This is a genomic window from Corallococcus sp. CA049B (assembly GCF_003611685.1).
Lineage (GTDB): Bacteria > Myxococcota > Myxococcia > Myxococcales > Myxococcaceae > Corallococcus > Corallococcus coralloides.
The window spans coordinates 31071-53134 of the sequence record NZ_RAWC01000006.1; the positions used below are offsets into that span (position 1 = coordinate 31071).

The window sequence follows — 22064 nt, forward strand, 5'->3', positions numbered from 1 at the left end:
ACGGCCCCTGGAAGAGCGACACCGCCACGCTATCAGAGGTCGCGCGCGGGCTGTGTAGGGCAAGGCGAATCGTGTACCGTGCGCTCGCACCAAGCCATGCACGGAGCGGCCACAGCATGAGCACCGAACGCCAGTATGACTATTCAGCCCTGACCCAGCAGCCGCGGCGCACCCACCCGCAGGCCCTCCAGGTCTTCAACAACGTCTTTGATGAGGCGTTGATCCACGCGGCCTACGAAGCGCTGCGTCCGCTTCCTCCGCTGCCCTCGGGGTTCTTCTGGGTGGACATGGAGCGGGTCCTTGCCTACCAGCAGGGTGACGCGCGTCAGGTGGAGGCGCTGGCGGCCTATCTCCCCCGGGAGATCGCCACCCTCACCTTCCAATACTTCGTCCGCCTGATGGACCTCATCCCGGAGGTCCGGCGCGACCAGGTGGCGGGCTTCGAGCTGTGGTTCCACAACCTGGGCACCCCGGTGAAGCGCGCGGCCTTCCACGTGGACCACGACGTCCCGTTGGCGGAGAAGACAGGCAAGGTGCACCTGCCCTTGTGGGGCACCATCCTCTACCTGGGCCCCCAGAGCGGGCTCGTGGGCGGCGGCACGGTGTTCAACCTGGAGGAGCCCCTGTCCCAGACGCTCCTGGACAACTGCATGCGCTTCCACGACTTCGACGCGCTGTTCAAGCTGTCGGACCAGTGGGTGACGGTGCCCTTCAAACCCAACCGGTGCGCCGTCTTCCGGGGGACGCTCCCCCACTGCATCGCCGCCACCGAGCAGGTCTCCCCGGAGCGGCCCCGCGTGAACCTGCTGGCCAACCTCTGGGACCACCGCCCCAGCTTCGCCGACGGGCAGGCCTTCTGCCGGTTCTCCCCGGAGGAGTTCGCCCTGCTGGGCAGGCTCTCCCCCGCCCAGCACGCGGCGCTGGCGGAGATCGCCGGGACCCTGACGTCCGAGGACGACGTGACCCGGCTCTTCGCGCTGCTCAACAAGCTGCGCGGCTGACCGCGCCCGAAGCGGGGGCCCCGCTCAGGACGCCGCCACCGCGACGTCCGCCGGGGCCCGCTTCGCCTGGCGGCGCTCCTGGTCCTCCGCGTGCAGCGTGTGCATGCGTTTGGCCGCCATCTGCGGCGTGAACGCCGGCGCCACGGAGAGGTAGCGCTCGCCTTCCCGGAACAGGATGCGCTCCTCCAGCCAGTGCGCCAGCACCTGCTCCACCTGGGCCCGGGAGGCGCGCCCTGTCTCCACGAACGCCTCGTCGATCTCCTGGCGCTGGCGGATCTCCGTGCAGTACAGGTACAGGTCCCGCTCCACCCCGCGAAGCAGCAGGGTCCGGGGCATGCCCGAGCGCCCGTCGTAGACGCGCAGGAACGTGCCCCCGTCCAGGTACGTCATCACGTGGCGGTACTGCGAGCCCCGGGCCAGCTCATAGGCCCGCATCCACACCTCGCACGCCTCGACGACGGCGCTCCAGTCGGACGTCCCCGTGCGCAGGTCGAACGACAAATCGAACAGCGCGATGCGCTCGTAGACCTCCGCGGGCAGCCCCACCTTGTAGCAATCCGCGTTGCGGATGTTCTCCACGGGGAACTGGGCCCGGAGCGCGTCGAGCGTGGACCCGCGCCCCAGCCGGTAGGGGCTCAGGTCCAGCGGCTCGTAGCAGATGGCGTAGGACAGGAGGTTCTGCACCGTCTCCGCGACCTCCGCCTCCTCCGTGCCCGGAAAGTGGGTGATGAGGTTGGCGTAGTTGCGGATGTCCAGCTCGTGGCAGACCTTCATCGCCTGGAGGTTCTGGATGACGGTGGTGCCCTTGCCCACCCGGCGCAGGTACGACGTGGACAGGCCCTCGATGCCGAACTGCACGAACTTCACGCCGGCCTCCCACAGCCGCATGATCTCATACGGGTGGGCGTTGGCGCGCATCTCGTAGAACAGGGCGTAGTCGCGGTTGGTCGCGCGGATGCCCTCGGCCAGCTCCGTCATCCCCTTCACCCGGATGATGTTGTCCAGGAAGAAGATGCCGGTGTTGCCGTAGCGCTCGCTGAGCGAGTCGATTTCCTCCACGAGCCGGGGATTGCTCTTCTCGCGGTAGCCGTTCCACTGCACGTTGAGGTTGCAGAAGTAGCAGGTGTTCTTCGGGTTCCCGCTGCGCTTGGTGCGGTCCCACCAGCACCCGCGAGAGCCCTCGATGGACAGCAGCCACATCACCCCGTGCTGCTCCGCCTTCGACGCATACTCGTCGTAGTCGGGGTACGGCAGCTCGTCCATGTTGCCCACCTCCCAGAGCGCCGCGCCGGACGCGACGTGCTCGGCCGACTTGGGCGTCAGGAGGCCCTTCATGCCGAACAGGTCCCCCGTGCCGTACGCCAGCTTGCGCAGCAGCGCGAGGAAGGGCTGCTCCCCTTCGCCCTGGATGACGTAGTCCAGGAAGGGGTACTCCTTGAGCAGCGAGGGCCCGACCTGCGCGGACACCGTGGACCCGCCCAACACCACGCGCACCTCCGGCGCGAGCGCCTTCAGCCTGCGGGCCAGGGACAGGTTCGCGAACAGCTGCCCGAACGACGTCGTCAGCGCCACCACGTCGTAGCGGCCCGCGAGTGAGGCCGCGAGCGTGTCCAGGTGCCCATCCAACGTGGCGAGGATCCGGTCGAAGATGTGCTCGTAGGTGGGGTGCTCACCGAAGAGCGCCACCGGGAAGCGATCCACGTTGTCCAGCCGCCACGCCCCCGCGCGAGCCGTCAGGGACTGCACGAAGTAGTCGCGGACCGCCTCCCGGCGCTCCGGATACAGCTGGGGCGTGTAGAGCAGCTCCCCTAGCTCATAGGCATCCAGGGAGATGCCGTCATAGAGCGACGTGCCGAGCGTCACCGCCATGTCCAGGAACGCGGAGCAGGTGGCCACCTCGAACCCCGGCTCGTGCTGCCGGACATACGCCGCCAGCGCACCGAGCGCGGCGGACGGACGCTGGTAGGCGGACCATGGCAGGGCAACCAGGGCGACTCTCATGGATTCCTCACTAGATTCAATAGGCTTGCTATCAACGCTATCCATGTTTGATTAGACTTACCAGCCGCATTCCAAGGAGCCCCCGTGAGCCCCGTCCCTCCCCTGGCCCAGCGCGCATCCCCGGGCGGCAGCCCGCTGCCGGAGGGGTGGACGGCGCGGACGGCCACGGCGGACGACCTCGACCGCGCCCACGCGCTCGTGGCCGAGGATCACCTCGACCAGTTCGGGGAGGTGGACTACTCGCACGACGACATGGTGGAGGAGTGGAGCGAGCTGGACCCCGCGCGCGACGCGTGGCTCGTCTTCGATCCCGCGGGCACCCTCGTCGGCTACGCCAAGCTGAACCCCCGCAAGCCGCATTGGCTCGAGTGCACGAGCACGGTCCACCCCGCGCACCGGCACCAGGGCGTGGAGGCCTGGCTGGTGGATCGCATCGGGCAGCATGCCCGGGAGCTGCTCCCCCGCTCGCCCCCCGGCGAGCGGGTGCAGCTGGCGCACATCTTCAATGGCCGGAACGAGCAGGAGGCCCGGCTGCTGGAGTCCCGCGGCTATGCCTTCGTCCGGCGGTTCTTCCGGATGGGGGTGGAGTGGAAGACCCCACCGCCGACGAGGGAACCGCCGCCGGGCGTGGTGCTGCGCGTCTTCCAGCCGGACCGGGAGGCCGCGGCCCTGCACGCGCTGCACGAGCTTTCGTTCGCCGACCACTGGCGCCACACGCCCGAGCCCTTCGAACAGTGGTCGGCGGAGCTGCGCTCGGAGCGCTTCGACCCGACCCTCTGGTTCGTCGCCGAGGCCGGAGGGCAACTCGTCGGCTTCGCCCGGGCCCGGGAGTTCTCTGAAAGCGAGGGGTGGGTGCGCGTGTTGGGCGTACATCCCCGCTGGCGCCGGCGGGGGCTGGCCCAATCCCTGCTCCTGCGTGCCTTTGGCGAACTCCACCGGAGGGGGCGCCACAAGGTGCTGCTGGGCGTCGACTCGGACGGCAGGAGCGGGGCGCTCCAGCTCTACGAACGCGTGGGGATGCGCCCCGTGCGCCTCATTGATGTCTATGAAAAGGACCTGGGCCTCCCGGGCCCATCCCAGGGGCAGCCCGGCGAGACATGACAAGCGTGACATCAGAGGATAAAGTGGGCATCGCTTCTTCCTCAGGTGCCGCCCATCATGACTGTTTCCGCGCCAGTGCCCCCCTGCCCGGTCAATTCCTTCAATGAATGGGATCCTCTCGAGGAAGTCATCGTGGGGGTCGTGGACGGCGCGCAGGTCCCGCCCTCCCACATCGCGCTGAAGGCAACGCTGCCCAGCGACCAGCTGGAGTTCTTCCAGAAGCAGGCCGGCAAGCCCTTTCCGCCTGAGCGGATCGCCGCGGCGAAGCAGGAGCTGGAGCAGCTGGTCCATCTGCTGGAGGCCGAGGGCGTGAAGGTGCGCCGTCCGGAGCCCATCGACCAGCGCAAGCCTTTCGGGGCGCCGGGTTGGACGAGCACCGGGCTCTACGCCGCCATGCCCCGGGACGTGCTCCTGGTGGTGGGCAACGAAATCATTGAATCCCCCATGGCCTGGCGCTCGCGCTACGCGGAGACGTCCGCTTACCGCCCGCTCCTGAAGGAATACTTCCGCGGCGGCGCGCGCTGGAGCTCGGGCCCCAAGCCGGAGCTGCGCGACGAGCTGTATGACTATGATTGGACGGAGGGTCCGGAGGGCGGCCCCACCCGCTACGTCATCACGGAGTTCGAGCCCACCTTCGACGCCGCGGACTTCATCCGCTGTGGCCGGGACATCTTCGCGCAGCAGAGCAACGTCACGAATGCGTTCGGCATCGAGTGGCTGCGGCGCCACCTGGGCCCCGAGTACCGCATCCACGTCTTCGAGTTCGATGACCCGCACCCCATGCACATCGACGCGACGCTCGTCCCGCTGGCGCCGGGCAAGCTGCTCATCAACCCGGAGCGGGTCCCGAAAGTGCCGGACCTCTTCAAGGGCTGGGACGTGTTCAGGGCCCCCCGCCCCAGCATCCCGTCCGACCACACGCTCTACATGACGAGCAAGTGGATCAACATGAACGTCCTCATGCTCGACGAGGAGCGCGTCATCGTGGAGCGCAGCGACGAGCCGATGATCGCCTGCTTCAAGAAGTGGGGGTTCAAGCCCCTGCTCTGCGACTTCCGGAACTTCAACTCGTTCGGCGGCTCGTTCCACTGCGCCACCGCGGACGTGCGGCGCCGGGGCGTGCTCCAGTCCTACTTCTAAAGGACCCGCGCTGGCGCGCGGCCCCCGGGCCGCCTCAGCGCTTGCGCGCGAGCAGCCGCCGCACTTCCTTGAGGCACGCCTCCGTCACGGCCTCCACGGACAGCTCACCGTCGATGTGCACGATGCGCTCGCGCTTCGCCCGCAGCGTGATGGCCTTGAGGTACTGCTTCGCGATCCGCCGCTGGGCCTCGTCCGCTTCGAACAGCTCCGCGGGGCCGCCGCGCACGGCCCGGCGCTTCGCCGCGACCTTGGGGTCCACGCCCACGAACAGCGTCAGGTCCGGCGACACCGCGTGCGCGTTCACCGTGTCCACCCACGCCATGGGCAGGCTCGCGCCCTGGTACGCCAGCGAGGACAGCACGTAGCGGTCGCACAGCACCACCTTGCCCTGCTCCAGCGCCGGCAGCACGCGCGCGTGCAGGTGATCCGTCCGGTCCGCCGCGAACAGCAGCGCCAGGGTCTCCTGCGCCAGCGGCCCCCGGCCGTGCGGCAGGCCCAGCCGGCCCGTGAGCGCCTGGCGCAGCATCGTCCCCACCGGACCGTCGGACGGCTCGCGCGTCGTCACCACCGAGCGCCCGTCCGCCCTCAGCGCGGACGCCAGCCGCTCCGTCTGCGTGGTGGTACCCGCGCCGTCCAGGCCCTCCAGCACGATGAAGCGCCCCGGCAGGGCGACCTTCCTGGCGGCGCTCACCGGGGAAGGAGCGCGGCGGGGTTGTCCAGGTGCAGCTCGCGGCGCAGCGCGAGCAGCGCCTCGTACCGCTGCAGCTCCTCCGTCAGCACCGCGCGGCCCTTGCGGTAGCTGAGGAAGGCGTACACCAGCAGCCCCAGCGCCAGGAGCGTGGCACCCCAGGCCAGCAGCGGCGTGCGCAGCGAGTCGTAGAACAGCTTCCCCGCCGCCCCTGAAATCAACATGAAGGCGATGATGGACACACCCGCGTGGGTGAAGTGGGTGGTGCTCTGCCGGGTCGACAGGCTCTCCTGCAACTGGTCGAACCGGGCCCGCTTGTCCTGCTGGATGTCTGCGCTCACGGAGCCGAGCACCCTACATCACGTGCCCCAGCCCGTCGAGTCGGCCGCCGGCCAGCACCCACCTACACGGACGCGCAGTCCCAGCTTCCGCTCATCCCAGCCATTGAACGGACGCACGCTCGCTCCCCGGGCTTGGCTTGCCACCCCACCCCCCTCGCGTTACATGCCGCGAACCATGCCTCTCCAAGTCGTCAGCAGGATGAGTTCCCCCGACATGAGCCGTGACTCCGAGTTGAACACCATCGAGGAGGCCATCCGCGACATCCAGGCTGGCAAGTGCGTCATCGTGGCCGACGACGAGGACCGCGAGAACGAAGGCGACCTCATCATGGCCGCCGAGCTCGCCACCCCGGAGATGCTGGCGTTCATGGTCCGCCACACCAGCGGCATCATCTGCCAGCCCATGCTCGCCGAGCGGCTGGACGCGCTGCGCCTGCCGCAGATGGTGGCGGAGAACACCGAGTCCCACCGCACCGCCTTCACCGTCTCCGTGGACTTCCGTCACGGCACCACCACCGGCGTCTCCGCCAGCGACCGCACCAAGACCATCCGCGCGCTCGCCGACCCGAACAGCACCGCGGACGACTTCCTGCGCCCCGGCCACATCTTCCCGCTGCGCTACCGCGAAGGCGGCGTGCTGCGCCGCGCGGGCCACACCGAGGCGGCCGTGGACCTGGCGCGGCTCGCCGGCCTGCAGCCGTCCGGCATCCTCTGCGAGCTGGTGAAGGACGACGGCACCATGCAGCGCATGCCGGACCTGAAGCAGTTCGCGCGCGAGCACGACCTCAAGCTCGTCACCATCGCGGACCTCATCGAGTACCGCAGCCGCAAGGACCGCCTGGTGCGCCGTGAGTCCGGCCAGAGCGTCGTGCGCACCCGCCACGGTGAGTTCACCGCCCTCACCTACACGTGGACGCCTGACGGCGCGAAGTCGCTCGTCCTGGTGAAGGGCGACCCGTCGAAGGCCCAGCCCGCCCCGCTGGTGCGCCTGCACGGCGCCTGCGCCATGGGCGACGTGTTCGGGTCACCGGACTGCAAGTGCAACCTGCTGCTGGACCGCGCGATGGAGACCGTGGCGCGCGAGGGCACGGGCGTCATCGTCTACCTGCCCGGCATGCACGGCAACGACTTCGGCATCCACCACAAGCGCGCGGGAGACGGCAGCAACGCGTCCGTCAGCCGCGCGGCCAACGAGTCGCGCGACGTGGGCATGGGCTGCCAGATCCTCACCGACCTGGGCGTGAGCACCCTGCGCGTGATGTCCAACACGGACATGACCTACCGGGGCCTCTCCGGCTTCGGGCTCACCATCGAGTCGCGCCTGCCGCTCGACGTGGAGTAGCGCGGTCCGGCAGACGCGCGAGGCTTCAGCCCAGGTCCTTCAGGGCCTCGCGCACGGCGGACAGGTCCGCGGGCAGCTCCACCGGCGGGTTCGCGTGCGCGGCCTTCACGTCCGTCAGCGTCTGCCGGTGGTAGCCCACCTTGAAGTCCGCGAACTTCAGCCCGTGCGCGGTGGCCACCACCGCGACGCTCGCGCCCTTCGCCATCACGCCCGACGCGGCCAGCTTCTCCACCGCCGCCAGCGCGACGCCCGTCTGCGGGCAGGCGAAGGTGCCCTCGCGGTCCGCCCGGGCCGCCGCGTTCGCCAGCTCCGACTCCGTCGCCTCCTCCACCACGCCGTCGAACGCGCGCAGCATCCGCACCGCGCGGCGGAAGGACACCGGGTTGCCAATCTGGATGGCGGACGCGAGCGTCGCTCCCGCCTGCATGGGCACCAGCTCCTGGAAGCCGCCCCGGAAGGCGCGCGCCAGGGGGTTGGCCCGCTGCGACTGCGCCACCGCGATGCGCGGCCGGCGCTGGATCAGCCCCAGGTTGAAGAGCAGCTCCAGGCCCCGGCCCAGGGCGCTCGCGTTGCCCAGGTTGCCGCCCGGGATGACGATCCAATCCGGCGGCTCCCAGCCCAGGTCCTGGCACAGCTCGATGGCGATCATCTTCTGGCCCTCGATGCGCAGCGAGTTCATCGAGTTCGCCAGGTACAGCCCCGTGTCCGCCGTCACCGCCTGCACCAGCTTCATGCAGCCGTCGAAGTCCGTGTCCAGCGACAGCACGCGCGCCCCGTTGGCGATGGGCTGCACCAGCTGCGCGAGCGACACCTTGTTCTTCGGCAGGAACACCACCGCCGGGATGCCCGCCGCCGCGGCGTACGCGGACAGCGCCGCGGACGTGTCGCCCGTGGACGCGCACGCCACCGCGCGGATGGGCGTGCCGCGCGAGCGCAGGTGCTTCACCGCGGACACCAGGACCGTCATCCCCCAGTCCTTGAAGCTGCCCGTCGGAGAGACGCCGCACTCCTTCAACATCAGCGAGCCCAGCCCCAGCTCCGCCGCCATGCGCGGCAGCGGCTTGAGCGGCACGCGCCCCTCTCCCAGCGAGACGATGTCCTCCACCGGCAGCTCGGGCAGCGCCCACTCGCGCTTGCCCCAGACGCCGGAGCCGTCCGGCAGCCGCGACGTCGCGAAGCGGGACTCGAAGCGGCGCTTCCACTCCGCCGCGGGGATGGCGCGCAGGGCGGCCTCGTCGTGGGCCACCTCCAGCAGGCCTTCACAGCGCGGGCAGCGGTAGACGACGTCCCACAGCGAGGCGGTGAAGCCGCACCCCTCGCTGCACGCGTAGCCCGCCTTCAGCGCCGGAGCCGTCACGTCTCCGCCTCCACCTTCGTGCCGCACGCCACGCACGCGCGGCCCGGCCAGGCCGGCACGTGGCAGGACGGACAGGGCACGCGCTCGCCGTCGTCCGCGCCCCCGCGCCTCGCCGCCACGGGGGCCACCACCCGGGCCCGGGGCAGCCGCATGCCGCAGCCGTCACACAAGAGGCCCTCCGCCTGGACGTGGCGGCAGTAGCGGCACGTCACCGCGCCCACCGGGGCGGCGGTGCGCACGCCGTCGTCCTGCGCGCGGCCCGTGTCCAGGTCCAGCATCCGCGCGACGGGCACGTCGCCCGTGGCGCCCGAACGCGTCAACTCCAGGTCGGGCACGGACATCGCCGGCAGGTCCGGCCCCGAGCGCAGCCGCGTCTGGTCCAGCTCCGGCAGCGCGGGCGCGTCCACCGGAACGCGGCCCCCCGCATGGTGCGTCAGCTCCAGCTCCGCCATCGGGGTCACGACAGGCGCGGGGATGTCCATGAGGCCGGGGAAGCGCTTGCCACAGCCTTCGCACTCTTCGCCTTCCGACTGCACGTGGTCGCAGACCGGGCAGATGATCATGGACAGGACGTTACCGGTCCCCTCTCCGCTCGGCAACGCGACCCCGGGACGCGGGGAGTGGGCATGCAGGCGCGCGGCCTGTCGCACCCGCTCAGCCCGGGGCGGAGGAGCCCAGGCCCGTCATGGGGACGAAGCGCACCGGCAGCAGGTGATCCACCCGGGGCAGCATCCCCGGCTGTCCCCGGCGGATGCGCAGCAGCTCCTGCGTCTCGTGCACGGAGCCCACGGGGATGACCATCCGCCCCCCGGGCCTCAGCTGGCGCAACAGCTCCCGGGGGATGTCCGCCGGCGCGGCGGTGGCGATGATGGCGTCGAAGGGCGCGGCCTGGGCCCAGCCCTGGGAGCCGTCACCCTCCCGGTAGAACACGTTGGTGAAGCCCAGCCGGTGGAGGAGCCGCCGGGCGGGCCGGGCCAGCTCGCGGACGATCTCCACCGTGAAGACCTCGCGGGCCAGCTGCGCCAGCACCGCCGTCTGGTAGCCGGAGCCGGTGCCGATCTCGAGCACGCGCTCACCGCCGCGCAGGCCCAGGGCCTCCGTCATCAGGGCGACCACGTAGGGCTGGCTGATGGTCTGCCCGTGGCCGATGGGCAGCGGCACGTCCTGATGGGCCGAGTCCCGCTCGCCGATGGGCACGAAGTCCGCGCGGCTCAGGTTGGCGATCGCCGCGAGCACCCGCCGATCCCGGATGCCCTGCCGCGCCAGATACTCCGCTCGGCCCCAATCTCCCATCGCGTCCGTCCCCCCTTGGACCTCCGGCAGGGAACGTAAGCACGACGACAGTCGGGGACAATCCGGGGTTCGGGCGCGGACCTCCTCGGCCCTACCCCACCCGGGCAAGCGCGAGCCGGCCCTCCCAGCGCTCCTCCAGCGCCTTCACCAGCCCCTGGTGGTCCGGCTTCTGGAGCTGGGGGTCGGCGTCCGTGATGCGCCGCGCTTCCACCTGGGCGAGCGACAACAGGTCGCCGTCGCGCACGAGGTTCGCCACGGCCAGCTCCGGGAGGCCGCTCTGCCGCGTGCCCAGGAACTCGCCGGGGCCGCGGATCTCCAGGTCCTTCTCCGCGATGACGAAGCCGTCGCTGCTGCGCTCCATCACGCCCAGCCGCTCGGTGGACTCCCAGGAGCGCGCGGCGCCCGCGACGAGGAAGCAGTAGCTGGCCGCGGCGCCACGGCCCACGCGCCCGCGCAGCTGGTGCAGCTGCGACAGGCCGAAGCGCTCCGCGGCCTCCACCACCATCACGGACGCGTTGGGCACGTCCACGCCCACCTCCACCACCGTGGTGCAGACGAGCAGCTGGATGCGCTTGTCGCGGAAGGCCTCCATCACGGCGTCCTTCTCCTCCGGCTTCATGCGCCCGTGCAGCAGGCCCACGCTGGCGTTGGGGAACACCGCCTGCAGCTTCGTCGCGCCCTGGGTGGCGTCCTCCAGGTCCAGCTTCTCCGACTCCTCCACCAGCGGATAGACGACGTAGGCCTGGTGGCCCTTGGCCAGCTCCGCGCCCACCGCTTCGTAGACGCGCGCGCGCTGCTCGTTGTTGAAGACGCGCGTGGTGATGGGCGTACGGCCCGGCGGCAGCTGGTCGATGATGGACACGTCCAGGTCGCCGTAGAGCGTCATCGCGAGCGTGCGCGGGATGGGCGTGGCGGTCATCACCAGCACGTCCGGCGTGAGCCCCTTGCTCATGAGCGTGTGGCGCTGGAGCACGCCGAAGCGGTGCTGCTCGTCGATGACCACCAGCCCCAGCTTCTGGAAGGACACGCCGCCCTCCAGCAGCGCGTGCGTGCCCACGGCGAGGTGGAGGTCTCCCTTCGCCACGGACTCGCGCACCTCGCGCTTGTGCTTCGCGGTGCCCGCCGCGCTGATGAGCCCCACGCGGTAGCCCAGCGGCTCCAGGATGCGGCGGAAGGTGCGCTCGTGCTGTTCGGCCAGGATTTCGGTGGGGGCCATCACCGCCACCTGGTAGCCGTCCTGGAGCGCCACCATGCCGGCCACGAGCGCCACGGCCGTCTTGCCGCTGCCCACGTCGCCCTGCACCAGCCGGTTCATGGGCTCCGGGCGCGCCATGTCCCGGGCCAGGTCCCCCACCACGCGCGCCTGCGCCCCGGTGAGCTGGAAGGGCAGCGCGGCGCGCGCCGTGTCCAGCCGCTCCGGGGAGACGTTGAAGGCGATGCCCTCCTCCGCCTTGACGCCCTGGCGCTTGAGGGCCATGCCCAGCTGGAGGAAGAACAGCTCATCGAACGCGAGCCGGCGGTGCGCGGGGCTCTGGTGCGCGTCCAGCGCCTCCAGGTCCGCGTCGTCGGGCGGGAAGTGGATGAAGCGCAGCGCGTCCGGCAGGCCCATCAGGTGGTAGCGGCGGCGCAGGTCCGCGGGCAGCGGCTCCTCCAGGTGGTGCGCGTGCTGTTCGCTGATGCGCGAGGCCAGCTCGCGGAAGGAGCGCTGCTCGCCGCGCTCGAAGCCCGGGTAGACGGGGACGATGCGGTGGAAGTGGACGGACGTGGTGTTCTCCAGGTCCTCGGCGGGCTCCAGCTCCGGGTGGGCCATCTCCCGGCCGTTCATGGAGGCGCGCACCTCGCCGGAGAGCACCAGCTGCTTGCCCACGGAGAAGCGGCTCTTGAGCCACGGCCCGGCGTTGAAATAGGTGGCGGCGATGCTGCCGGAGCGGTCCCCCACGACGGCGCGGAACATGCGCTTGCCGCCGCGCCCCGGGACGAAGTCCGCCGTCTTCACCGTGCCCACCGTCACGCCGCGCTCGCCGGGGATGAGCTCCGCGATGGTGCGCAGCTTGCGGCGGTCCTCGTAACAGCGTGGCAACAGGAACAGGATGTCGCCGGTGCGGCGCAGGCCCTTCTTGTCGAGCACCGCGACGAGCCGCGGCCCCAGGCGCTTGCCCAGCGTCTTGAGCGGCGCGGACAGCGGGCCCGTGCGCGGCGCGATGGACAGCAGCTTCGCCTCGGAGCGGGACGCCTCCGCGCCCACGGCCTTGGCCTTCTTCTTCCGGGCCTTCTCCGTGGGAGCGCGGTCCGCGGGCGGCGGCGCGCCCTTGCGAGGGTCGGTGCTCGCAGCGGGCTTCGCGCCCGGAGCTCGGGCCGGCGCACCCGCGGGAACGGCGGCGTTGCGGGCCGCGGCCATGCGCGCACCGTAGGGCGGGGCTTCACCCTGCGCGGGGCCCTTCGCGGCGCCCCGGGATGCCGCCATGCGCGCGCCGTAAGGCACCGGCTCGCCTTTCACGGGGCCCGCATTCCCACCCTGGGGTCCCCGGGCCTGCGGCTGCCGGGACGCGGGCCCGGGCATTGCCGCCGGAACACCACCGCCTACCGGCGGCACGGGGTCCTGCGAACGCCACGGCGGCACGGTGTTGCCACGCGCCTCCAGCGTCCCCGGCGGCGGCGTCAACCGGCGGCGCGGCGGCGCGGGGTTCAGCTCCCCTTCCAGCACGTGCGCGCGCTCCGGCGACCGGGGAAAGCCTGCCGCCACGGCGTTGAGCTCCCCCGTGACGACCACCCGCTCCAGCTCCTCCGGCAGCACCACGCCGCTGAGCTTCAGCGCGCCCAGCACCTGGCGCAGCGCGGCCTTGCGGTGCTCCGGCGGCGCGGGCGGATCCACGTGCGGCAGCGCCGCCCTCAAATGCTCCAGGGCCTGCGCGTCCACGCCCCCGGCCGCCGCCAGGGTGCGCTCCATCAACGTGCGCAAATCCCGCACGGTCCCGAGCTGGGCGAAGTCACGCTGACACGCGTACTTGAGAGGTCCAACGAGGCTGGCGAGCGGGTGGTTCACGCGGGATTTCCAGCCTCCATCCTACGAAGCGCTCCTGACGCCGCGGGGAAAACGAAACCGGGGGAGCGAGCCTTGGGCCCGCCCCCCCGAAGGACACCCGGCCAGCCGGGCTTCAGCGCTAGCTGGCTGGCTCTTCCTGCGGATCCTCGAAGCTGATGGAGACGACCTCCAGCTCACGCACGCCGCCGGGGCTCTGCACCGTGGCGATGTCGCCCACCTTCTTGCCGATGAGCGCGCGCGCCACCGGCGAGGTGACGGCGATCCACCGCTTCTTCAGGTCGGCTTCCGTCTCCCCCACCAGGCGGTAGCTGATGGTCTTGTCGTTCTCCGTGTCCACCAGCTCCACGGTGGCGCCGAAGACGACCTTGTCGCCGCCCAGCTTCGCCGGGTCGATGACCTCCGCGCGGGCGATCCAGTCGCCGAGGGTCAGGATGCGCCCCTCGATGTGCGACTGCTTCTCCTTGGCCGCGTGGTACTCCGCGTTCTCGCGCAGGTCGCCGTGCGCACGGGCGACCTCGATTTCACGCGAAATCTTGCCCCGCTCCACGGACTGGAGGTGCTTCAGCTCGTCCTTGAGCTTCTGCAGACCGTGGGGGGTCATCGGGATGTTGTCGCTCCCGCTCATCGAACCACCGCTCCTTCCATCACCTGGCTGCGCATCGGGGGTCCGGCGTTCCCTCCTGGAACCCGGCCCGCGACTCGAAAGGATCAATGTAGGGAACGAGTGACTGGCCGGTCAACGAAAGCCTTACAGCCATCGTCCGGTAGTGGCTGGGCGCCCGACGGCCAACCCGTTAGGCTGCTCCACGTGCTGTCCGTCCAGGAATTGCGCGCGCTCGCCTCCGCCCTCCCCGTGGGCGCCTTCCAGCATCAGCTGGGCCCCTTCGCGCTGGTGCAGCGTCCGCCGTCGGAGCTGTCCGCCGCCGCGCTCGCGCCCACCCGCATGGCGGACCCCGGCGACGTGGAGCAGGGCATGCTCGCCCTGCTCTTCGAGTTCGACGACCTGCTCGTCGCCACCCTCCCCACCCTCGGGGATTCGGAGGTGCTGCGCATTGGCCGGAGGCTGGATTGCGAGCTGGTGCTGGACGACGCGTCCGTGTCCAAGCAGCACGCGGAGCTCAAGTGGAGCCGCGCGGCGGGCCGCTGCACCGTGCGCGACCTGGGCTCCACCAACGGCACCTTCGTCAATGCCAGCACCATCGGGCAGCGCGAGGTGCCGCTCCGGGGCGGCGACATCCTCAGCTTCGGCAACGTCCAGTTCTGGTACCTGCTCACGGACGCGCTGCATGAGCGGCTGCGCGCGGGCGCGGCCTCCGGCCTGGGCTCCCACTCCGGCTGAAGGCCGCCCGCCTTCACCTCACGGACAGGCGCCGCAGTCCGCCGCGCACGCGTCGTAGGTGTTGGACGCCCCGCAGGACTCCGTCACCTGGCAGGTGCCGTCGCCGCACACGGCCAGGTCCGCGGCGCGCACGCGCGTGGTGAGCGGCTGGAAGCTCACGCCCCCCACCGTGCAGCTCGCGAACGCCGTCCCCGCCTGCGTGCACACGTCCGAGCAGCTCCCCACGTAGATGAGCGGCGCGCACGTCCGGCGGGGCATCCCGGAGCCATCCACCACCGCGCACGCGCGCGTGGTGCTCTGGGTCGCGTCCAGCGGCGGGTTCTGGCTGCCCGCGTAGAGCCCCTGTCCCTGGAAGAGATTGCCGAAGAAGCACGACTCCGGCCGGGAGAAGGTCGCCAACTCCCCCTCGGAGGCGGGGATCTCCGTCCCCAGCCCATCCCGTCCCAGCACGGAGATGGGCACGCTCACGCCGAAGGGATTGCTGTGCGCCGCGAGGCAGGCGGAGACGATCTGCTGCTCGGCCTCCGTCGCGGGCGCCCCACCGGCCCAGCCCGGCGCCAGGCCCAGCAGGCCCGTCCAGGTGTGCACCGTGTTCGTCTGCGCATCCGTATACGTGCGCGTCTGCCCCTGCGGGACGGCGCAGCGCACGATGTAGCGCATGACCTCCTCCGCGAGCGCTGGATCCGCGCCGTACCACGACGCGAAGTCACTGGATGACAAGCCATTGAACGACAGCCCGTTGAAGGACAGCCCGTTGAAGGACAGGCCATTGAACGACAGCCCGTTGTACGAAAGGCTGTTGTAGCTGAGGGCGGCCTGCTCCTGTGTGGCCAGCGGATCCGCTGGCTCAGGCTCCCGGGCTCCCGGGTCACAGCCCGCGCCCATGACGGCCAGGGCCAGTCCCCACGCCCAATGGGAGAGCCCACCCACGCCACGACGACGCCCGTTCTCCACGTTCCCCATGTGTGCAACCTCCTGCTGCCGCGGGCGCTCCGGCCGGACCCACGAACGTTTGGACAAGGAGGGCGTCAAAGACAAACGGGCGAGCAGCGCCCCCTCACGCACGAAAAGTGTGAGCACGTTGTACGTGTGGCAAGGCGCGAGAGGTGCGGGAAACGCGGGAGCGAAGTCAGGGCAGACACTCCGGGCGTCTGGGGTTGAACGCGTGGGCTGGCGTTCATCCAGGAACGTGAAGGCCGTGGCCCTCCGGGGTGAGGCGCCATGTCCCCACCCCGGCGCCACGGCCGTCCGTTTTCTTCCGCTGAGAGGCTGGGATTACCGCTGGGCCTGGGTGGCGATCTTCACCTGGGCCTTGTTCAGCTTCAGGCTGCCCAGCTCGCGGTGGATGTTGGCCAGGTCCGCCTGGGTGAGATGCTGGCCCGGATCATGTCCGCCCGGGGGGCCGCCGCCCTTGGGGCGCGGGCCTTCGGGGGCGACGGCGCCGCCGCGGTCCGGATCCACGAAGGCGGTGCCGCCACCGGCCTCCACGGCCGACAGCGCCTTGAAGCCGGCGGTGGAGCTGGCCGCCTCTCGCTGGGTGAGCTGCTTCACCAGCGTGAGCTTCCCGCTGCTCCGGTCGTACCGGTACATGCGGGTGCCCTTGGCGCCTTCATCCACGGCCACGTCCACGGAGCCGGTGGACTTCGCCGTCGCCGGGCTCGCGACGGGCTTCGCCGGAGCGAGCTTCACCGGGGTGTTCTGGGTCTTCGCCGGCTGGGCCCCCGCCTGCGCCGCCGACAGCGCGGCGAACCCCACGGCCATCCTTCCCACTGCGGACTTCCAACGCGTGATCATGATTCCTCCCGGATCCCATACGCGCGGCGGCGCGGATATTCGCCGGGACTCTACCTATTCGAAGGCGACCAGGTCCTGGACCCACGGGGCGCTGCCCTGCTTCAGCCACCTGGCACGTGTGTCCCGGAGCGCCTGGGCCGGAGGGGTGCCGCGCCGCAGCGACTCCACCAGCGCCTGGAAGAAGGCCCCGGCCTCCACGTCCGGGACCTCCGTGGAGGGCGCGACCACGGCCCGCGCGCCGGCCTGGATGAGCGCGGACGGAAGGCTCGACACCGCGTGGTAGCGCCACGCGCCCACGTTCGCGTCGCAAGCGGCCAGCATCACCACCGGCGAGCCCCGGAGCGTGTGTCCCTCCAGCTCCTCCGCGGTGAGCGCGTAGCGGCCGGCCGCGTCCGGGGACAGCGCCAGGAAGGCCGCGTCGGACACGGTGCCGGCGAGGCCGTGCGTGTGCAGCTCCACCTCCGTGGCGTCCTCCAGCTCCGCGAGCACCGCCTCCGGCGTCGCCGCGCGGCCCCGCAGGTGGACGTCGCCCTGCCCCGTCAGGCCCTTCCACGGCATCAGGCGCGGCAGCCCCAGCGTCGCGGGCGGCTCCACGTCCGACACCACCAGCCGCTTCGGGACGGGCGCCACGGCCGGGGCCTCCACGCGGTGGCCGCCCGGAGCCAGGTAGCTCCACGCCCGGTCCGCGGGCAGGAGCCCCGGGCGCCCCAGGAGGATGGGCTCCGCGAGCACCCTCACGACGTCACACCCCGCGAGCACCCGCAGGAGCGGCTCTGGCACCGCGGGCACGTTTTCGCGCAGGGGCTGCTTGAGGGCGTGGAGGTACAGCCCGCTGCTCGCGCCGGTGGGGCCTCGGGCGACGAAGAGCATCCGCTCGTCCTGGCCGGCCAGCGCCAGCAGGCACGACGTGGGTGCGGCGCGGTCCACCTCCTGGGCGAGCAGGTCCACCGCGGGGCCCCACTCCTTCGCGCGGCCCGCGTCCATCATCAGCACGTGGTGGCTGTGGGCCCAGGCCTTGCGCGCCTCGATGTCGGTGGAGCGGTGGAGCGCCGAGCCGGTGATGACCCCGCGCAGCAGCTTCTGGCCCTCCTCACGGTCGCGCTCGATGAGGATGCGCCCTTCGATGTGGTCCACGAGCAACCGCTCGCCGGGGGTCAGCGACGGGTCCTCGCGCAGCGCGCGGATGCGCTCGCGCACGCGGTCCAGCTCGCGGCCCGGCACCGTGGCGCCCTCCAGCCGCAGCAGGTCTCCCGCGACGGCGACCTCCATGAGCGTGGGCGCGGCGGGACAGGTGAGCGCGTCCTGCACCTCTCGCCGGGCCCGCTTCGCGTCCAGGTCCTCCACGAAGAGGAGCGCCCGTGCGTGGTGGTACTCCGACCGGCGTACACAGTCCTCCGGCGAGTGCTGGAGGTATTCGTCCAGGTAGGCGCGGGCCAGCGCCGGGGCGTGGCTCAGCCGCGCGCTCGTCACCAGGTCGGCCAGGAGCAGCTCTTCCTGGTACCAGCTGTCGCTACGGAACGCCTCCTCCAGCGCGGAGCGCGCCAGCGACTCGGCCTCCTTGCGGCGATCCATGCGGTTGTAGAGCGAGGCCAGGTGCCGCTGGAGGTCCACGCAGCGATACCCGAAGCCCGCGCTCCGGCACGCCGCCAGCCCGTTCTTGAGGGACGTCTCCGCCGTCTCCATGTCCCCCCGGTCCTGCGCCGCCTGCGCCCTGCCCCGGGCCAGCGGAGCGTCGTACCAGGCGGGCTCACCGGACTGACGGACCAGCGCCGCCAGCTCGTCGACGAAGCGGTCCTCCTGGTGGAGCAGCAGGATGGCGCCCAGCAGCAGGTCGCGCTCGCCGGAGCGCCGCAGCCTCGCGAGGAACGCGTCCGCGTCCGGGCCCTCCAGCGAACGCGTGCCGGCCAGCAGCTCGCGATAGGTGTTGGCCAGCGGGCCGCGCTTGCTGAAGTCCGCCGCCGCCACGCGCGCCACGTAGGCGCTCGCGGTCCTGGTGCGGGTGACGTCGTCCAGCAGCGCCGCCAGCGGGGTCAGCGTCCGCACTCGCTCCACGGACGGGGCCGCGCGCAACGCGTGGTAGAGGTACAGCCGCGCCAGGTCCGGGTTGCGCCGCGCCATCGCGCCCGGGTACGGAGTGCCGTCCAGGGCCAGCTCCATGCCGGCCGCGTTCATGGCCTTCCACGAGTCCCGCCGCGCCAGCGCGCCCTTGCGCAGGCCGTCCGCGCGCTCGGTGGCTTCGGTGCTCCAGCCGGGCTCCTTCGCCTGCGCCACGCGGGAGAACTCCGCCGCTGCGGCCAGCTCCAGCGAGAGCGCCTGGAGCGCGAGGCCCCGGTTCCAGTGCAGCCGCGCGTCGTCCGGCGCGGTCTCCAGGCCGCTCTCCACGAACGTCAGGGCGCGCTCCGGCTGGGCACGGCCCAGGGCCGCCAGCGCCAGGTCACCCATGACGGCGGGCGATGAGGGCAGCCGCTCCAGGATGCGCTCCGCGCGCTCGAAGTCCCCGGCCGCGAGCCACGCGGTCGCGACGCCGTGCAGGTCGCCCTTCGCCTCCAGCTCCGACAGGACCTTGAGGTCCAGCTCCGGCCGCCCGTCCGCGCCGCCGCGCATCGTGCCCGTGGCGCGGTAGTCCGCGAGGCCCGGGTGACTGAGCCGGCCCTCCAGCGGGCGCGCGGAGGCCAGCGCGAATGGAAGCGCGCGTGCTGTCTCCGTGGAGCGCCATGGACGTCCCACCCACAGCACCGCGAGCACCACCGCGGCGGCCGCCGCCGCGAAGCCCGCCACGCGGCGGCGATCCCATGCCGCACGGCCGCGCGGGCGAGCGGACGGGGACCGCGTCCCGGCATCGGGTATGGGTCCGGACCGGCCACCTGTCCCGGGGACGGCACGGAGTCCCGGACCCGCCGCCGGAGCCTCGGGGCCCTCTTCTGGGTTGGGGGACGCCACGGGCCGCGTCCGTGCTCCGGGCGCGGCACGCTCGTCAGCGGCGGCCTGCACGAGCAGGCTCGCCTGCACCTGGTCCTCCAGGCCGGCCTGGCACTCCGCGCAGGTCGCGAGGTGGGCCTGGAAGGCCTCGGCCTCTTCTGGCGGAAGCTCCCCGTCCACGAAGGCGGCGAGCTGTTCACACAGGACGGTCACGCCGGCCCCCCCGCGGTGCCTTCCCGGGCGAGGAGCAGCTCCTTGAGCTTCTTGCGCGCGCGGAACAGCCGGGTGCCCACCGTCATGGACGGGATGCCGAGCCGCCGGCCGATCTCCGCGTAGCTCTGTCGCTCCATGTCCTTCATGCGGACCACCTCGCGCAGCTCCGGGGGAAGCTGTTCCACCGCCTTCCACACGTCTTCCAACGTGTAGCGCGCCCATGTCTCCGGGGCGGCTTCGGCCTCCGCCAGGGTGTCCCCCATCGCGTCGGTGAATTCCTCCTGGGGGTGGCGCCGGTCGTGCCGGCACCAGTCGAGGAAGCGTCGAACGAGGATGGACGCCAGCCACGCCATGGGAGGCGCGGACCGGTCATACGTATGAAACGCGCGGAAGGCCCGCTCGTAGGTCTCCTGCAACAGGTCCTTCGCGTCCGACGGGTTGCGGCCCCGGCAGAGGATGCGGGCCCGCTCCTCCAACGCCGGAGCGCACCGCGCGATGAGCGCCTGGAACTCCGCGGCGTCCTCACGGGAGGCCGAGGGCACCTCCGGCTCGGATGCGGAGGACTCCCCGGGCGGGACGGCGCGGGGCGATCGCGGGCGGAAGACCACGGGGGCGTTCCTAGCAGGAGCCGCCCCGCCCGCGAAGTCCATCGACACCCGCCCAAGCGCTTCCCACCCCACGGGTGGGAGGCCCGGGATGGCAGGCCGGAGGGCTAGCAGGGGCCGTTGCCGATGCGAACGCCCGTGCGCACCCGGGCCTTGAAGACGCCCAGCGCCGCTCCCAGGCCCGTGACGCGGATCTTGCTGTAGCCGGACCCACCCGAGCCGATGTTGACCCGCAGCCCGCAGAACGCCGGGAAGAAGGGACCCGCCGGGTACCAGGTGCCGGTGGTGCTCACCGAGCCCAGCCCCCACCAGACGCCGTTCGCGTAGCCGAACGCGGCGCCGGCGATCGCCACGCCCTTGCAGGCGCTCTCCGTGACGTTGCTCGACGCCGGGATGACCTCCACGAACGGCTGGGCGTAGCCGCCGTTCAGGCCGGTGATCTCCGTCACGAAGCGGTGGGGGCACGCCGGCTGATCATAGGTGCTGTCGTTGGAGGCCGCCGAGATGTCCGCGTACGAGCAGTGGGGGAAGACGGCGGAGACCGAAGCGCCGTCCGGCTGCGCCAGCACCACGCCCGAGCCCACGCAGGACTCGTCGATGCCCTGCTCCTGGCTGGCGATGGACTCGTCCACGACCTCGGCGCCAGGGGCCTCCTCGTCGAGAGGCCCACCACAGGCGGTGGCGAGCGAGGCGGCGAACAGGAGCGCGGCGGAAGGGATGAAGCGCATGGGTGACTCCGGAAGGGTGAGCCCACCCGCGGGCTCCTCCCTGTTACGTCCGGTGTCGCGCTTATTCCCCCGCGCCATTTCCACGCCGTTTTTCGGCCGTGCTAAGGCACCGCGAGTGGACATCGACAAGCCCTACCTGCTGTTCCTGGGAGACGTGAGGGATCAGCTCGCGGCCAAGACGGCCCACGGCATCGTGGACTGGCGGCCCGACTGGTGCGTGGGTCAGCTGCGCCTCCCGGGCTGCGGGGCGGACTGTGGTCTGCCGGACATGGACCTCGCCCAGGCGAAGGCGAAGGGCGCGCGCACGCTGGTGGTGGGCGTGGTGAATCCGGGCGGAGTGCTGGCGGACGCGTGGGTGGACACGCTGGTGCGGGCGATGGAGGCCGGGCTGGACGTGGCCACCGGGCTGCATAAGCGGCTGTCCTCGTTGCCCGCCGTGGCCGCCGCGGCGGCGAAGCACGGGCGCAAGCTGCACGACGTGCGCTTCCCGGACCGGGACTTCGCCACGGGCCAGGGCACGAAGCGGCCCGGCCTGCGCGTGCTGACCGTGGGCACCGACTGCGCGGTGGGCAAGAAGTACACGGCGCTGGCGCTGGAGAAGGAGCTGCGTCAGCGCGGGTGGAAGGCGGACTTCCGGGCCACCGGGCAGACGGGCATCCTCATCGCCGGGCGGGGCGTGGCGCTGGACGCCGTGGTGTCCGACTTCGTCTCCGGCGCGGCGGAGTGGCTCACGCCCGCGAACGACGCGGACCACTGGGACGTGGTGGAGGGCCAGGGGTCGCTGTTCCACCCCTCCTTCGCGGGCGTCACGCTGGGCCTGCTGCACGGCGCGCAGCCGGACGCGTTCATCGTCTGCCACGAGCCCACGCGCACGCGCATGCGCGGCGTGCAGCACCCGCTGCCCTCCATCCAGGACGTCATCGACCGCACGGTGCTGGAGGGCCGGCTGACGAACCCGGCCATCCAGTGCACGGGCATCGCCATCAACACGGAGCACCTGGGCGAGGACGAGGCGCACTCGCTCCTGGAGTCCACCGGCCGGGCGCATGGCCTGCCCTGCGTGGACCCCCTGCGCACGGGCGCGGGCCCCCTGGCCGACGCGCTGGCGAGCCGCTTCCCGCGCGGGTGACACACACACTTTCCGAAAGCCTCTCCACCG

The 22064-nt window shown here is 71.7% G+C and carries 19 protein-coding genes; 6 read left to right on the forward strand and 13 right to left on the reverse strand.

Annotation, left to right across the window (positions count from 1 at the left end):
- Positions 1–116: 116 nt before the first annotated feature.
- On the forward strand, positions 117–1001 hold the full coding sequence (locus tag D7W82_RS02205; RefSeq protein ID WP_120616733.1) for a hypothetical protein: 885 nt from the start codon (positions 117–119) through the stop codon (positions 999–1001).
- Between the two features lie 24 nt (positions 1002–1025).
- On the opposite strand, the gene D7W82_RS02210 is transcribed toward D7W82_RS02205, so the two are convergent.
- A complete protein-coding gene (locus D7W82_RS02210; protein WP_158617564.1) occupies positions 1026–3002 on the reverse strand; it encodes a RiPP maturation radical SAM C-methyltransferase in 1977 nt (658 codons plus the stop codon).
- 84 nt (positions 3003–3086) lie between these two features.
- Here D7W82_RS02210 and D7W82_RS02215 point away from each other — a divergent pair, with 84 nt between their 5' ends.
- On the forward strand, positions 3087–4103 hold the full coding sequence (locus D7W82_RS02215; RefSeq protein ID WP_120616735.1) for a GNAT family N-acetyltransferase: 1017 nt from the start codon (positions 3087–3089) through the stop codon (positions 4101–4103).
- 132 nt (positions 4104–4235) lie between these two features.
- Positions 4236–5243 carry a hypothetical protein gene (locus tag D7W82_RS02220; protein ID WP_199727664.1) on the forward strand — a complete coding sequence of 336 codons (1008 nt, stop codon included), beginning with the start codon at positions 4236–4238 and terminating at the stop codon, positions 5241–5243.
- A 34-nt stretch (positions 5244–5277) separates the two neighbouring features.
- On the opposite strand, the gene tmk is transcribed toward D7W82_RS02220, so the two are convergent.
- Positions 5278–5934, reverse strand: coding sequence for a dTMP kinase (gene tmk / locus D7W82_RS02225; RefSeq protein WP_120616736.1), 657 nt, complete (start codon positions 5932–5934; stop codon positions 5278–5280).
- Positions 5931–6272: a hypothetical protein gene (locus D7W82_RS02230; RefSeq protein WP_128797685.1), complete on the reverse strand. Its 342-nt coding sequence runs from the start codon at positions 6270–6272 to the stop codon at positions 5931–5933. The genes tmk and D7W82_RS02230 overlap by 4 nt, the downstream gene beginning before the upstream one ends.
- Before the next feature lie 214 nt (positions 6273–6486).
- Between D7W82_RS02230 and ribB the strand changes: the two genes are divergently transcribed.
- Entirely contained in the window at positions 6487–7614 is a 1128-nt protein-coding gene (gene ribB / locus D7W82_RS02235) for a 3,4-dihydroxy-2-butanone-4-phosphate synthase (RefSeq protein WP_120616738.1), read from the forward strand.
- A gap of 25 nt (positions 7615–7639) precedes the next feature.
- On the opposite strand, the gene thrC is transcribed toward ribB, so the two are convergent.
- From thrC to greA, 5 genes are all read right to left on the reverse strand, one after another.
- Positions 7640–8971, reverse strand: coding sequence for a threonine synthase (gene thrC / locus D7W82_RS02240; protein WP_120616739.1), 1332 nt, complete (start codon positions 8969–8971; stop codon positions 7640–7642).
- Positions 8968–9534, reverse strand: a complete 567-nt coding sequence (locus D7W82_RS02245; RefSeq protein ID WP_120616740.1) for a hypothetical protein — start codon at positions 9532–9534, stop codon at positions 8968–8970. The genes thrC and D7W82_RS02245 overlap by 4 nt, the downstream gene beginning before the upstream one ends.
- Positions 9535–9625: 91 nt before the next feature.
- A complete protein-coding gene (locus D7W82_RS02250) occupies positions 9626–10264 on the reverse strand; it encodes a protein-L-isoaspartate(D-aspartate) O-methyltransferase (protein ID WP_120616741.1) in 639 nt (212 codons plus the stop codon).
- Positions 10265–10355: 91 nt separating this feature from the next.
- A complete protein-coding gene (gene recG, locus D7W82_RS02255) occupies positions 10356–13307 on the reverse strand; it encodes an ATP-dependent DNA helicase RecG (RefSeq protein ID WP_120616742.1) in 2952 nt (983 codons plus the stop codon).
- Between the two features lie 118 nt (positions 13308–13425).
- On the reverse strand, positions 13426–13932 hold the full coding sequence (gene greA, locus D7W82_RS02260) for a transcription elongation factor GreA (RefSeq protein ID WP_014397497.1): 507 nt from the start codon (positions 13930–13932) through the stop codon (positions 13426–13428).
- A gap of 183 nt (positions 13933–14115) precedes the next feature.
- Here greA and D7W82_RS02265 point away from each other — a divergent pair, with 183 nt between their 5' ends.
- Positions 14116–14646 carry an FHA domain-containing protein gene (locus D7W82_RS02265; protein WP_120616743.1) on the forward strand — a complete coding sequence of 177 codons (531 nt, stop codon included), beginning with the start codon at positions 14116–14118 and terminating at the stop codon, positions 14644–14646.
- A gap of 18 nt (positions 14647–14664) precedes the next feature.
- Here the strand turns inward: D7W82_RS02265 and D7W82_RS02270 are convergent, their stop codons facing one another.
- The 5 genes from D7W82_RS02270 to D7W82_RS02290 all read right to left on the reverse strand — a co-directional run bounded on the left by D7W82_RS02270 (position 14665) and on the right by D7W82_RS02290 (position 20905).
- Entirely contained in the window at positions 14665–15609 is a 945-nt protein-coding gene (locus D7W82_RS02270; RefSeq protein ID WP_120616744.1) for a hypothetical protein, read from the reverse strand.
- Between the two features lie 312 nt (positions 15610–15921).
- Complete coding sequence (locus tag D7W82_RS02275) at positions 15922–16440, reverse strand: hypothetical protein (protein WP_147439183.1); 519 nt, start codon at positions 16438–16440, stop codon at positions 15922–15924.
- 54 nt (positions 16441–16494) lie between these two features.
- On the reverse strand, positions 16495–19572 hold the full coding sequence (locus D7W82_RS02280; protein ID WP_120616746.1) for a CHAT domain-containing protein: 3078 nt from the start codon (positions 19570–19572) through the stop codon (positions 16495–16497).
- Positions 19569–20114: an RNA polymerase sigma factor gene (locus D7W82_RS02285; RefSeq protein ID WP_233587245.1), complete on the reverse strand. Its 546-nt coding sequence runs from the start codon at positions 20112–20114 to the stop codon at positions 19569–19571. The genes D7W82_RS02280 and D7W82_RS02285 overlap by 4 nt, the downstream gene beginning before the upstream one ends.
- Before the next feature lie 170 nt (positions 20115–20284).
- Complete coding sequence (locus D7W82_RS02290; protein WP_120616748.1) at positions 20285–20905, reverse strand: hypothetical protein; 621 nt, start codon at positions 20903–20905, stop codon at positions 20285–20287.
- Positions 20906–21020: 115 nt separating this feature from the next.
- Between D7W82_RS02290 and dgcN the strand changes: the two genes are divergently transcribed.
- Positions 21021–22034, forward strand: a complete 1014-nt coding sequence (gene dgcN, locus D7W82_RS02295; protein WP_120616749.1) for an N-acetyltransferase DgcN — start codon at positions 21021–21023, stop codon at positions 22032–22034.
- Positions 22035–22064: the final 30 nt, after the last annotated feature.

Bases quoted from the DNA above. Each gene is read 5' to 3' on its own strand.
- ribB (WP_120616738.1), top strand. From the start codon at position 6,487: ATGAGCCGTGACTCCGAGTTGAACACCATCGAGGAGGCCATCCGCGAC.
- D7W82_RS02210 (WP_158617564.1), bottom strand. From the start codon at position 3,002: ATGAGAGTCGCCCTGGTTGCCCTGCCATGGTCCGCCTACCAGCGTCCG.
- D7W82_RS02205 (WP_120616733.1), top strand. From the start codon at position 117: ATGAGCACCGAACGCCAGTATGACTATTCAGCCCTGACCCAGCAGCCG.
- D7W82_RS02250 (WP_120616741.1), bottom strand. From the start codon at position 10,264: ATGGGAGATTGGGGCCGAGCGGAGTATCTGGCGCGGCAGGGCATCCGG.
- D7W82_RS02275 (WP_147439183.1), bottom strand. From the start codon at position 16,440: ATGATCACGCGTTGGAAGTCCGCAGTGGGAAGGATGGCCGTGGGGTTC.
- D7W82_RS02270 (WP_120616744.1), bottom strand. From the start codon at position 15,609: ATGGGGAACGTGGAGAACGGGCGTCGTCGTGGCGTGGGTGGGCTCTCC.
- D7W82_RS02245 (WP_120616740.1), bottom strand. From the start codon at position 9,534: ATGATCATCTGCCCGGTCTGCGACCACGTGCAGTCGGAAGGCGAAGAG.
- D7W82_RS02290 (WP_120616748.1), bottom strand. From the start codon at position 20,905: ATGCGCTTCATCCCTTCCGCCGCGCTCCTGTTCGCCGCCTCGCTCGCC.
- greA (WP_014397497.1), bottom strand. From the start codon at position 13,932: ATGAGCGGGAGCGACAACATCCCGATGACCCCCCACGGTCTGCAGAAG.